The sequence below is a fragment of the Streptomyces sp. MUSC 14 genome (assembly GCF_001866675.1).
GTDB lineage: Bacteria > Actinomycetota > Actinomycetes > Streptomycetales > Streptomycetaceae > Streptomyces.
The window spans coordinates 84,233-97,134 of sequence record NZ_MLYN01000063.1 but is presented as its reverse complement, the minus strand read 5'-3'; the positions used below and the strand labels follow the sequence as shown (position 1 = coordinate 97,134).

Below are 12,902 nucleotides of genomic sequence, written 5' to 3'. Positions count from 1 at the left end.
GCGTACAGGGCCGGGTCAGGCGGGGTAGACGTCGCCCGGCAGCTTGCGGTCGGCGCCGACGGTGCCGATGTGCCAGTACGGGTACGGCGCCTCGGTCTCGCTGACCTTGTCCAGGCGGGCCAGCTCGTCCTCGGTCAGCGTCCACTCCATGGCCTTGAGGTTGTCCTCCAGCTGGTGCGGCTTGGTCGCGCCGATGACGGCGGAGGTGAGGGCGGGCTTGGCGAGCACCCAGTTCAGCGCGACCTGCGCGACCGTCGCACCGCGCTCGTCGGCGATCCGTGCCATCTCCTCGACGATGTCGTACGCCTGGTTCTCGTCGGTCAGCGGAGCGGACTCGGCGGGGGTGCGCTGAGAGAGGCGGCTGCCCTCCGGACGGCCCTCGCCACGGCGGTACTTGCCAGTGAGGAAGCCGCCGGCCAGCGGCGACCAGGCGGTGATGCCGACCTTCTGGTCCACGGCGAGCGGGATGATCTCGTGCTCCAGGTCGCGCGCGCCGATGTTGTAGTAGCCCTGGTAGCAGACGAAGCGGCTGAAGTTGCGCCGGTCGGAGACGGACAGTGCCTTCATCAGCTGCCAGCCCGCGAAGTTGGAGACACCGATGTAGCGGATCTTCCCGGCCCGGACCAGGTCGTCGAGCACGCGCAGGGTCTCGTCCAGCGAGGTGCGCGGGTCGAAGCCGTGGATGTGGTAGATGTCGATGTAGTCGGTGTTCAGTCGGCGCAGGCTGCCCTCGACGGCCGCGTACAGGTGGTGGCGGGTGGCGCCGATGTCGTTCGGGTCGTCCGTGATCCGCCAGCGGCCCTTGGTCCCGATGATGACGCGGTCGCGGACCTTCTGCAGGGTACGGCCGAAGAACTCCTCGCCCATGCCGTTCTTGTAGACGTCGGCGGTGTCGAAGAAGTTGATGCCGGAGTCCAGGGCCTGGTCCATCATCCGCAGCACGCTCTGGTCGTCGACGGTGCCGAACTCCGACCAGTTGCGGTCCGGGGCCCCGAGGAACCTGGCCCCGCCGCCGAACGTCATGGCGCCGAAGCACAGCTCCGAGACGGACAGGCCGGTGTCGCCGAGGTAGCGGTAACGCATCTTCTCCTGCTTTCGGTTGAGATTGCTCTGTTTCGGAAGGAAGTGGGGGTTGGTATGGGAGTGGAAGTAAGTCGGAGGAAATGGGGGTGAGGGAGGAGGGGAGCACCCGGGACGGGGGATGGACCGGGTGCTCCCCGGCCTGGGGGCGGCGCGTCAGTTCGACGCGTCCGCGAGTTCCTTGTCCTTGACGACGAGGAAGGTGGTGATCGCCCCGGCCGCCGCGAGCACGGCCAGCGCGATGCACGCCACGTGCAGGCTGGAGGTGAGGCTGTGGGCCACCGCGTCGAGAGCCTCGGACCGCCGTGCCGGCGAGATCGCGGCCAGGGCGGCGTCCAGCCGGCCCTGGGTCGCCTCACCGGCCAGGCGCGGCGCCTGGGAAGCGAACTTCGGTGCGCTGTCGATCAGATCGCCGCGGGTGTAGGAGTACAGGAATCCGCCGGCCGCGGCGATGGCCACGGTCTCGCCCGCGATCCGCATGGTGTTGAAGATGCCGGAGGCCATGCCCGCCCGTTCGACGGGTACGACGCTGACGGCGGCGTTGTCCATCGCCCCGAACGCGGAGCCGACGCCAAGGCCGAAGATCAGCAGCGGTGCGACCAGCGTGGTCCAGGACCGGCCCGGCTCCAGGACGACCATCCACAGCGAGCCGACGGCGATCAGCAGCGAACTGACCGTCAGCAGCATCCGGGGCGAGACCCGGTCCGCGACCAGCCGCCCGATCAGCAGCGGGAGTACGAAGATCGGCACCATCAGCGGCATCAGCAGCAGTCCGGACTCGGTGCTGGAGTAGCCGCCGACGCCCTTGAAGTACGGCGGCAGGAAGTTCAGCAGCACCACGAAGCCGAAGGTGATGGTGAACGGCTGACAGACCACGACCACGAAGGTGGGGTTGCGGAACAGCGACAGATCGAACATGGGCCGTGCCACGCGCTGTTCGATCACCACGAACGCGGTCATGAACAGGGCGAAGCCGACCAGCGAGCCGATGGTCGCCGGGTGTCCCCAGCCGCGCTCGCCGCCCTCGACGAAACCGAGCGCGAGCAGGAAGAGGCTGCCGCTGAAGGTGGCGAGTCCGGGCCAGTCGACGCGGGTGGCATTCGGGTCCCGCGACTCCCTGATCCGTGGCATCAGGGCCAGCGCGGCGGCGCCGACCACGACGTTCAGCCAGAACACCCCGCGCCATCCGGCCAGGCTGACGCAGGCTCCGCCGAGCACCGGCCCGAGCGCGAGACCGGCGCCGAAGGCGGTGCCGAGGACGCCGAAGGCCTGGGTGCGGCGGCGTCCGGTGAAGGAGGCGGCCAGGATCGCGGCGCCGCTGGTGAGCACGCCGGCCGCACCGATGCCCTGCAGGGCGCGCGCGATGTCCAGCAGCAGGATGTCGGTGGACAGCGCGACCACGGCCGACATCGTCATGAAGACGACGGTGCCGATCGCCAGGATGCGGCGCCGGCCGAACTGGTCGGCGAGGGTGCCCGCCGCGAGCATGCAGGCCGCGAACGTCACGCCGTACGCGTTCTGCACCCACTGGCCGCCGGCCACCGTGGAGTCGAGGTCGGTGGTGAGATCGGGCATGGCCACCGCGGGGGCGGTGATGGCCAGGGGAAGCAGCACGCTGGCAAGGGCGACCGCGATCATCACGCTGAGCGAGCCCTCGCCCTCGCGGCGCTCCGGGGGCGCTGCCGTCCGGGTCTCGGTCTGGGTGGTCATGACCCCTCTTTCTTTCACTGTTCGCGACCGGTCTTCTCATCTGTTCCGGTCTGCGGCGCTACTGTAAGATCTCGAATTACCGTAAGACATCTGATGGTTGTCGTCAATGAGCCACCGAGACGGAGGAACCCCATGCCGAGCACCGCGCGACCGGCACAGGACAAAGCGCAGGCGGATGCGAAGGACGTCCGGGACCCGTACGACGTACTGATCGTCGGAGCCGGGCCGACCGGCATGATGGCGGCCTGCGAACTGCTGCGGCGCGGCGTGCGGGTGCGCATCGTCGACCGCGCTCTCGCCCCGTCGCCCTTCCCCAAGGCGCTGCTGGTCTGGCCTCGCAGCATCGATCTCTTCGAGGACCTCGGCGTCCTGTCCGAGCTGCGCACGACGGGCCTCCAGATCAACGCGTTCAGCTACTTCTCCGAGCGGCGCCGGCTGGCCACGTTCGACTTCCCGCAGCCCCTGAGCCCGCTGTGCCTGCCGCAGAACGAGACCGAACGCATCCTGCGCGACCGGCTGCGCGAGCTCGGCGGCAAGGTCGAGCGCGGCGTGCGGCTGCTCACCTTCGACGGCATGGACTTCTCCGGGCGCATCGACGCGGTCGACGGGGTGACCGCCGTCCTGGAGCACTCCGACGGACGCGTCGAACGCACCCGGGCGGCCTTCGTCATCGGCACCGACGGGGCGGGCAGCGCGGTCCGCGGCCTCCTGGGCAGCGGTTTCACCGGCAGCACCTACGAAAGCGCGTTCGCCCTGGTCGACACCGAGATCAAGGGGTACCTGCCGCCGGACCAGGCGCTGTACTACCAGTCGGCCGCGGGCGCGCTGGTCGTGGTGGCGCTGCCCGGCGGCATCTTCCGGTTCTTCTCCAGCATGGCCCCGGGCGAGAAGGTCAGCGTCGAGCAGATGCAGAAGATCGTCGACGAACGGGGCCCGCAGGGCGTCACCCTCACCAACCCGGTGTGGGAGTCGGAGTTCCGTATCCACGCCCGGCACGCCAGCGAGTTCCAGCTCGGCCGGGTCTTCATAGCCGGGGACGCCGCGCACGTGCACAGCCCGGCGGGCGGCCAGGGTCTCAACACGGGCATGCAGGACGCCCACAACCTGGCCTGGAAAATCGCCGCCGTCCTGCATGGCAGTGCTCCTTCCGACCTGTTGCTCACCTACGGCCCCGAACGGGCCGCCGTCGCCCGGCGCGTGGTCCGCGACAGCGACATCCAGACGCGCGGCTGGATGGTGCGCCGCCCGCTCGCGGTCAAGGCCCGGGACACCGCCTTCCGGACCGCCGAACGCACCGGTCTGTTCCGCCTGTACGCCCCGGTCATGGCGGGTCGCCGCCTCGCCTATCCGGCCGTGCGCGAGACGCAGTTGCCTGGCGGCCGCTCCGCCTGCCGGCTCCGCTCCCGGCTGCCCGGCGGACTGACCGTCGGCGCCGTCTTCCCCCGGGAACTGGCCGTGCCGGGCGGCTTCGCCGGTCCTCGCGACGAGCCGCCCGGCTGGACCCTCGTCCTGGCCGGCCGGGGCGAGGCGGCCGCGTGGCGCGAGCAGGCGCGGGGCGTGACGACGCCGTGGCGCGAGCTGCGGCACGTGTACGTGTCCGCCGGGTCCGTGCGCACCGAGACCGGCTGCCGGCAGCAGGGGTACTACCTCGTGCGGCCCGACGGCCATATCGCGGCCCACGGCCACTCGGGCGACCTGGACCGGCTGCGCGCCGAACTGACGCAGTGGTTCGGCCCGGTGACCGACGCCGAGTGAGACGCGGACGCGAAGAGGGGGTGCGACCCGCGGGTCGCACCCCCTCTTCGCGCTCCGGCTCCGGATCAGACGGTGGTCGGCGCCGCCCCCGCGACGGCACCCAACGAGAGTTCGCCCGTGGTCAACAGGTCCAGCAGCTGGGCGAGTTCGCGGTCCGCGGGCGTGGCCGTACGGAAGACGAAGTGCCGCAGACCGGCCTGCTCCGGTCCGCCGAAGAACCGGAAGAAGCCGATGTCGGCGGCGTGCGGGGCGAAGCTCTCGTACAGGTACACCGACCCGCCGTCCGCAACGAGCCGCCGCCCGGCGGCGATCAGGTCCCCAGTGGCCGCCTCGTACAGGACGTCGAACGAGCCGGCTGCGTCGACGGCGGCATCGAGCCCGCGGACCACGCGGGCCGCGCCCAGCTCCGCGACCAGCTCGGTGTGCGCATCGTCCTGCACCACCGCGGTCACCCGGGCACCCAGCGCGGCGGCCAGCTCCACCAGCAGCCGGCCGATGCCCCGGTCGGCGCCGGTCACCAGGACCTTGCGGCCGGGCATCGGGCCCGCGCCGCGCACCAGGCGCAGCGCCGTCAGTACGGCCACGCGCAGCGCCGCCGCCTGCTCGAAGCTGACGTGGTCGGGCAGGACGACCGCGTATTCGGACGGCAGCGCCATGCACGAGGACCACTGCCCGCCCGGCGCCACCCCCACGATCCGGTCCCCCGGCAGCGGGCTGAAGCCCTCGGGGGCGCCGCGGAGCACCACCCCGGCCACGTCCCACCCCGGCAGCCAGCCTTCCGGGAGGGGTTCCGCCCTGATCATCTCGTCGACCTCGGGGGCCACCGCGCGCACCGCGACGAGGATCTCGTCCTCGGCCTGTGCGGTGACCGCGTCCTGACGGGAAGTGAGCTGCTCGGACATGTCAAATCCTCTCGTACCTACGGTTGTTTCCTCAGGTGACTCGGTAGGACTCGGACTCAGAACGTCTCGGACACCAGGACGGCGGCGTCGGCGTCCAGGTCGTCCACGACGACCACGTCGAACAGGTCCGGCTGTTCGATGACGCAGGCCGCGAGCGCCAGATGGCCCTCCAGCACCCGGAATCTGATCCAGTCGTGGGTGTAGTGGTCGTCGGGCGTCCCGGGGTCCAGCCGGACCCTCAGCTGGACCCGCTGCTCCCCGCTGACCGCGATCTGTGCGCCGGCGACCTCGTCGAGGGAGGTGGCCAGGGCGACCAGTTCGCCGGCGGAGACGACGCGGCCGTGGAAGCGGAAGAAGGGCGAGGTGGTGCCGATCACCCGGACCGCCGGTCCGGGCAGCCCGCAGGCGCAGCGGGTGAACTCGCCGCGGTCCTGGGTCTGGTAGCGGATCAGCGGCGGGGTGCGGGCCGGGTCGAGCGTGGTCACCCGCAACCGCCCGTCGACGATCTCCACCTGCTGGTGCGGCAGCGGGTGGTACACGTCCGCCAGACACTGCGGCCCGCGATGACCGGTCACCCAGGTGCTGGGCGACCCGTACAGGCGCCAGACCTCGGTGTAGGGGAAGCACTCCGCGATTCGCGCGTCGGGGGTGGCGTCGTGCCCCGCCCCGCCCAGCAGCAGGGTGCGCAGCCAGGGGACCGGGCGGCCCGCCGCCGTACCGCCGAGCAGCCGGCTGAGCATCTCGGGCGGCGCGGCCAGCGCGGTGACGTGGTGCCGGGCGAAGAAGTCCAGCCAGTCGTCGTGCGAGCCGTCCGGCAGCCGGCCGAAGGCGAGCGTCGTGGCGCCCGACTCAACGGCGAACCGGTTGTAGAAGTAGTGGTCGGGCCGCAGCTTGCCCGGCGGATGCAGATTGGCGAGGACGTCCCCGGGGCCGAGCGGATTCCACGCCCGGCGGATCTGTGCGGCGAACATCCCCTCGGGCAGCAGCGTCAGCGCGGGTTCGTCCAGCGTCCCGCCGGCGGCCCACAGTTGGGCGGACCCGCCGCCCCGTTCCAGGGCGAGAACCTCGTTCGTGGCACGGGCCAGTTCCGCCTGGGCCAGGACCGGAAGGCCGGACAGCGCCGTCAAGTCCTCGGCGTCGAGGTAGGGCGCGTACTTGGCAGCCAGCGAGGGGATGCGCGCGGCGCGGCGCAGCAACTCGCGCAGCACGGACGGCACATCAGCCTCCTGGAGCGGCAGGGCCGGGGCGCACAGTGTGTGCGGAACCATCGGAGCTCACCTCTTCCAGATCGTTCTGGGGAGCAGACTAGTACTCAAGTATGTTCTTGGTCCAGAGTACGACTTTAAATCGGAGACCAATTTTACCCCTTGGAGTTGAGCCTTCAGGTCATCCTTGTTCTCCAGTTTATTTTTAGACTAGGCTCGCTCGTGTTCGGCTCGACCCAGACTTCAGAGGGGGCTGTTTCGTATGGGTTCTGGACACATGGACAATTCGGGGCACATGAACGACGCGTCGATCGCCGTCGTGGGCATGGGATGCAGATTCCCGCAGGCCGCGAGCGTCGACGCGTACTGGTCCAACCTGGTGGCCAACGTCGACTCGGTGACGCCGGTGCCGTCCGAGCGCTTCGACATCACGCACCACTACGCGCGTACTCCGAGGACACCGGGACGTACGGCATCGCGCCACGGCGGCTTCCTTCCGGACGCCTTCGCCTTCGACACCGGCTTCTTCGGCATCTCGCCTGCCGAGGCCGAGAGCATCGACCCGCAGCACCGGCTGCTACTGCCGGTCGTGCGCGAGGCCCTCGACGCGGCGGGCATCCCGGCGCCGGACCTCGCTGGCAGCAACTCGGGTGTCTTCATCGGTCAGGCCACGGCCGATTACGCGCGCCGCGCCGACCTGGACACGCACTCGCTCCGCGACGCGACCGGCAGCCACTTCCGCGCCATGGCGGCGGGCCGTATCTCCTACGACCTCGACCTGCGCGGCCCGAGCATGATGGTGGACACCGCCTGCTCCTCGTCGCTGGTGGCCGTCCACATGGCCCGGCAGAGCCTGCTGACGGGAGAGACGGACCTGGCCATCGCGGGCGGTGTCAACGTCATCCTGTCACCGCAGGACGCCATCGCCTTCTCCTCCGCGGACATGCTCTCCCCGGACGGCCGCTGCGCGTTCGGCGACCTGTCCGCGAACGGATTCGTGCGCAGCGAGGGCGTGGGCGTCGTCGTACTCAAACGGCTCGGCGACGCACTCCGGGACGGGAACACCGTGTTCGCCTTACTACCCGGCAGTTCCGTCACCAACGACGGCCGCAGCAGCGGCTCGCTGATCAAGCCGGCCGTCGCGGGCCAGACAGCGATGATCCGCGAGGCCTGGCGCAGCGCCGGGATCCATCCCGACCAGCTGGACTACGTCGAGGCCCACGGCACCGGCACCCCGGTCGGCGACGCGGTCGAACTCCAGGCCCTGGCCGAGGTGGTGCGCGGCCTGCGGCCCACCCGGGGCCCGCTGCGGACGGGCTCGGTGAAGACCAACATCGGCCACGCCGAGGCGGCGGCCGGTATCGCCGGTCTCATCAAGGCCGTTCTCATCACCCGGCACCGCGTCATCCCCGCCTCCCTGCACCTGACCGACCCACAGCCGCTGTTGGCCGAGGCGGACAGCCCCCTCGAAGTGGTCACCCGCAACGAGGAGTTGGAGCCCGGCGAGGAGGGCGCCCTGGTCGGCGTCAGCTCCTTCGGCCTGTCGGGCACCAACGCGCACGTGGTGGTCGCCGCGGCCCCGGCCCGGCCCGCCGAGGCGCCGCACGCCCCGGCCGAACTCCCCACGGACCGCCCCGTCCACCTGCTCGTCCTCAGCGCGCACAGCCCCGCCGCACTGCGCCGGATGGCGGCCGCCCACGCGGACTTCCTCGGCCCGGACGGCCCCGGCCGCGCGCTGCCGCTGTGGGACGTCTGCGCCACCGCGGCCCAGAAGAGGCAGGCCCACCCCTACCGTCTGTGGGCGACCGGAGCCGGCCACGACGAGCTGGCCGAGACACTGCGCGCACTCGCCGAGGACCGGCCGACGGCGGACGGCGGGCTGGGCGAGGCCGGGTTCGACGGGCCCCGCCGGGCGGTGTTCGTCTTCCCCGGCCAGGGCTCGCAGTGGTCCGGCATGGGGCAGTCCCTGAAGAAGACCGCCCCCGCCTACGCCCGCGAACTGGCCGCGTGCGACGCGCTCGTCCACGAGGAGACCGGCTGGTCCGTCGAGGAGGTGCTCGCCTCCGCCACCGGCCCGTTCCCCGAGCAGGTCGCGACCGTCCAGCCCGTACTGTGGGCGACCGAGATGGCGCTGGCGGCGATGTGGCGCGACATGGGCGTCGACCCTGAGGTGTGTCTGGGCCACAGCATGGGCGAGACGGCCGCGGCCGCCGTGGCGGGCGGGCTCACCCCCGCCGACGCGGCCGCCGTGATCTGCCGCCGCAGCGCCCTGATGCAACGGGTCGCCGGACTGGGCGCGATGATGGTGGTCGAACTCTCCGCCGAGCAGGCCGAGGATCTCGCCGCGGCGGAGGGCGGCGAGGTCTGCGTGGCCGCGCAGAACGCCCCCACCTCCACCGTCCTGGCGGGCGGCACGGACGCTCTGCGGCGCATCGCACGGCGCCTGGAGCGCGAGGGCGTCTTCCACCGGCTGGTGCGGGTCGACGCCGCCTCGCACTCCCCCTTCATGGACCCGCTGCGCGAGGACCTGCTGGAGCGCCTGTCCGGTCTGAAGCCGGTGCGGGGCACGGTCCCCATTCACTCCAGCGTGCTGAACACCTTCCTGGACGGGCCGGAACTCGACGCCCGCTACTGGATGGACAACCTGCGCGAGCCCGTCCGCTTCGCCGACAGCGTCCGCCATCTCGCCAAGGAGGGCGACAACGTCTTCGTGGAGATCAGCCCGCACCCCGTCCTGCTGGGCGCGGTCGCGGACACCCTCGAAGACGCGGGCAGTGCGCCGACCGTCGTCGCCTCCACCCACCGCGGCGGCACCGACGAGGCACTGGCCCTCGCCCGGTCCCTGGGCTGCTTCTTCGCCCTCGGCGGCCGCGTCGACTGGCAGCGGTGGTTCCGCGGCCCGGCCCGCCAGGTCCCGCTGCCCAACTACCCGTGGGAGAGGGAAACGCTGCGCCGCGCCGTCCCCACGGCCCGGCCCGCCCTGCGGCGCACCGCCGTGGAGCTCGCTCCCGACCTGCGCGGGGCGACGGTGCGGCTGCACGGGCTGACTCCGCTGCCGCCGGCGCTCCACCTGGCCGCGCTGCGCGAGGCGGTCCGGTCGGCCGATGCCGAAGCCGGCATCGTGACCGTGGAGGACATCCGCCTCGGCGACGAACTCGTCGAGATACCGGCCGACGGGCGCGTGACCCTGCGTGTGGAGACCGAGGACCGGCCCGGCGCGCGGTCCGCCGAGGTCCGCGCCCTGGGCACCGCGCCGGACCGGACCGGCACCCTCTGTCTGACGGCCACCGTGACCACCGCACCCGTACAGACCCTCCCGTCCGGCCGCGCGCAGCTCGACGCGGCGCTCGACCGCTGCCGCACCCACCGGACGCCGAAGGAGTTCCACGCCCGGCTGGCCCGCCGCGGCTACGAGCCGAGCCCGGCGATGCGCGCCGTCCGGCACATCTGGCGCCGCGAGGGCGAGGCCGTCGCGCTGCTGCACCGCCCGGACGTCCCCGAACAGGCCGCGTGGGAGGCGGCGCTGCTGCCGCTGCTCGCCGCCCTGCCCGCCGCGCTGCCGGCCGAATCGGCCTACCGGGTCACGAGTTTCGAGCGGGTACGGTTCCAGGCCGACCTGACCGAGGAGTTCTGGCTGCACACCACGCTGAGCGTCAAGGAGGCCGGTGAGCGCGTCCGCGCGGATGCCACCGTCATCGATCAGACGGGCCACACGCTGGCCGAGTTCCGCGGTATCCGGCTGCACCGCCTCGGCACGGACTCCACCGTCGGCTCGTACCTGCGTACGGTCCTGGCGCTTCCGCAGCGGGCGGTCTCCCGCCTCGGCACGCCGGTCCGCCTGCCGCGCGTACCGCTGGCGCCGCTGATACCCAGGCGGCTCCTCGGTGAGCCGCGCGATGCCATGGAGCCGCCGGCCGCCCCGGCCGTGCGGGAGGTGCCCGCGACGGCTGCGCACACCCCCGCGACGGACGAAACCGGGGACGCCGGGACCGACGTCCTCGCCCGCAGGTTCATCGGGATCGTGGCCGAACTGCTGGGCATGGACGCCGGACGCGTCGACGTACGCAGGCGGCTGACCGACTACGGGCTCGACTCCGTCTCGGCCGCACAGCTGCGCGGTCGCGTCCGGGGCGAGCTGGGCCGGGACGTCCCCCTGTCCCGGCTGCTCGGACGGGACAGCGTGAAGGTACTCGCCGCGTCCCTGGCAGCCGCCTCGTAAGCTGCTGACCTGCGAGGGTCGGCAGGAACGGAGCGCTCCGCATCCACTCCTGCCGACCCTCGAATCTTGCAAAACTGGACTTCCGCTCATTCATGGATCGTGATACACATTAAATAAAGTGCCGGACCATCGGTCTGTCTTTGCCCAGCCAGGACGACAGGGCCTCGGCCCTGATCCACGACGTCGAACGCCGCTGACACCAGGGTCCGGGACCGGCATGCTCGGCATCGGGGCGACAGGAGTAGGACATGGGCGACACACGACTGACCACCGAAGAACCCCCCGTTCAGGGCAGACGTGAACGCAACAAGCTGCGCGTGCGCAACCGCATCTACGACGCGGCGGTCGAACTGTTCACCCGTCAGGGATACGACCAGACCACCGTCGACGAGATCACCGAAGCGGCGGACGTGGCGCGCGGCACCTTCTTCAACCACTTCCAGCGCAAGGAAGACCTCATCGCGGAGTGGAGCGAGAAGCGTCGCGTACGACTTCGCCACGGCCTGAGCACCGAGGCGCTCGCCGGCAGCGAGGGCACCCGGCAGTCCCTGCTGCTGTGCATGAGCCTGCTCGCGCAGATCAGCCTGTACGACAGCGCCCAGACCCGGGCCCTGCTGACCGCCTGGGTCAGGGCGGGCTTCCCGCTCACCGAGGAACCCTTCGTCAGCCGGATGTTCGCCCGGTTCGTGGAGGAGGGACAAAAACGCGGCGAGGTTCCCGCCACCGTGGACGCCACCCTGGTCGGCCATGTCCTGCGCGACGTCTACCTCGGCACCCTCTACCGCTGGACCCACCCCGAGGCCGACTTCGGCCTGGAGGCCGAACTCCACGCGGGCTGCCGGACCGTGCTCGACGGCGTCCTGGTGCCGTAGCGGGACGCGCGGCGGCGCCCCGCCCGGATCACAGCTGAGGCGAGCCGGGGGCGCCGCCGAGCCGCACATCACCGACCTCGTCGAGGATCCTCTCCGAGGACGCGACATGGCGGCCGGCGGTGATGAGGTCCCGCAGGCACCGGTCGAGCGGGGTGCGCTCGGTGTGGACCGCGGCCGATCCCACGGCGTCGTACAGGAGCTGGACCGCCTCCCGGCAGGCCCGGTGTGCGAACCGGCGGGCCAGCGCGGCCGTGCCGCGTTCTGGCGCACGGCCCGCCGCCTGTGCGGCCCAGGCGTCCGCCAGCGTGGCGTACACATAGGCGTCCGCCGCGCCGATCAGCGACTCGGCGTACGCGAGGTCGGCCGGGGCGCCCGGCCTGGGCGACGCCGAGCGCTTGGCGGCGAGCATCTCCGTGGCGGCCTTCAGCGCGGACCTGCCGATGCCCAGCGGCACGCCCGCCATCTTGAGGGCGAGGTTGTCCGCGCGCAGGTGGAGCGGCTCCTGCCGGGCGGCGGACGGCACGAGAGCGAAGGTGTGCCGCTGCGGGACGAACAGGTCGGCGACCTCGAAGTCGTGGGAGCCGGTCCCGCGCAGCCCGGTGGTGTTCCAGTTGTCGAGCACCCGCGCGTGCGTGGCGTCGAAGACGGCGATCCTCGGGGTGCCGTCCGGGGCCTCGAACCCGGCCATGACCCGGTCGGCGTGGGCGATCCCGCTGCCGTGGGTCCAGCGGCCCGACAGAAGATAGCCGCCGACGTGCCGGACCGCCCGCCCGGCCGGCGGCAGCACCGTCGCGGTGATCAGGTCGGGGTCCGGGAACAGCTCGGTGAACACCTCCGTGGGCAGCGAGACCGCGGCCAGCGCGGCGTTCAGCGCGACGGCCACGCACCAGGCGACCGAGGCGTCCCCCTCGGCCAGCAGGTCGACGGCCCGCGTGATCTCCGGCACGGTCATCTCGACACCGCCCAGCGCCGGTGGCAGGGCGGCGCGCAGCAGCCCGGTGGACTTCAGTCCGTCGAGGACGTCACCGGGAATCCGGCCCAGCCGCTCGATCTCGGTCGCGCGCGCCGAAAGGCCCGCGGCGTACGCCCGTACGCGGTCCGTGACGGACGCGGCGGTGAGGCCCGGCGCGACCCGGGTCGGCAGTTCCATGGCGGTCAT

8 protein-coding genes are annotated in these 12,902 nt (G+C 71.9%); 3 read left to right on the top strand and 5 right to left on the bottom strand.

What is annotated here, in order from left to right; translation table 11 throughout:
- Nucleotides 1–15 precede the first annotated feature (15 nt).
- Together BIV25_RS36360 and BIV25_RS36355 are read right to left on the bottom strand one after the other, a co-directional pair.
- On the bottom strand, nt 16–1,083 hold the full coding sequence (locus BIV25_RS36360; RefSeq protein ID WP_071376795.1) for an aldo/keto reductase: 1,068 nt from the start codon (nt 1,081–1,083) through the stop codon (nt 16–18).
- Between the two features lie 153 nt (nt 1,084–1,236).
- Nucleotides 1,237–2,790, bottom strand: coding sequence for an MFS transporter (locus tag BIV25_RS36355; protein ID WP_079177097.1), 1,554 nt, complete (start codon nt 2,788–2,790; stop codon nt 1,237–1,239).
- 132 nt (nt 2,791–2,922) lie between these two features.
- On the opposite strand from BIV25_RS36355, the gene BIV25_RS36350 reads away from it, so the two are divergent.
- Entirely contained in the window at nt 2,923–4,545 is a 1,623-nt protein-coding gene (locus BIV25_RS36350; RefSeq protein WP_071376794.1) for an FAD-dependent monooxygenase, read from the top strand.
- Nucleotides 4,546–4,610: 65 nt separating this feature from the next.
- On the opposite strand, the gene BIV25_RS36345 is transcribed toward BIV25_RS36350, so the two are convergent.
- Nucleotides 4,611–5,447: a zinc-binding dehydrogenase gene (locus BIV25_RS36345; RefSeq protein WP_071376793.1), complete on the bottom strand. Its 837-nt coding sequence runs from the start codon at nt 5,445–5,447 to the stop codon at nt 4,611–4,613.
- Between the two features lie 56 nt (nt 5,448–5,503).
- Complete coding sequence (locus BIV25_RS36340; RefSeq protein WP_071376792.1) at nt 5,504–6,715, bottom strand: AMP-binding protein; 1,212 nt, start codon at nt 6,713–6,715, stop codon at nt 5,504–5,506.
- A gap of 232 nt (nt 6,716–6,947) precedes the next feature.
- Between BIV25_RS36340 and BIV25_RS36335 the strand changes: the two genes are divergently transcribed.
- Both BIV25_RS36335 and BIV25_RS36330 read left to right on the top strand, forming a co-directional pair.
- Nucleotides 6,948–10,871 carry a type I polyketide synthase gene (locus BIV25_RS36335; protein ID WP_071376791.1) on the top strand — a complete coding sequence of 1,308 codons (3,924 nt, stop codon included), beginning with the start codon at nt 6,948–6,950 and terminating at the stop codon, nt 10,869–10,871.
- Between the two features lie 248 nt (nt 10,872–11,119).
- Complete coding sequence (locus BIV25_RS36330; protein WP_071376790.1) at nt 11,120–11,743, top strand: TetR/AcrR family transcriptional regulator; 624 nt, start codon at nt 11,120–11,122, stop codon at nt 11,741–11,743.
- A gap of 28 nt (nt 11,744–11,771) precedes the next feature.
- Here the strand turns inward: BIV25_RS36330 and BIV25_RS36325 are convergent, their stop codons facing one another.
- Nucleotides 11,772–12,902 carry an acyl-CoA dehydrogenase family protein gene (locus BIV25_RS36325; protein WP_071376789.1) on the bottom strand — a complete coding sequence of 377 codons (1,131 nt, stop codon included), beginning with the start codon at nt 12,900–12,902 and terminating at the stop codon, nt 11,772–11,774.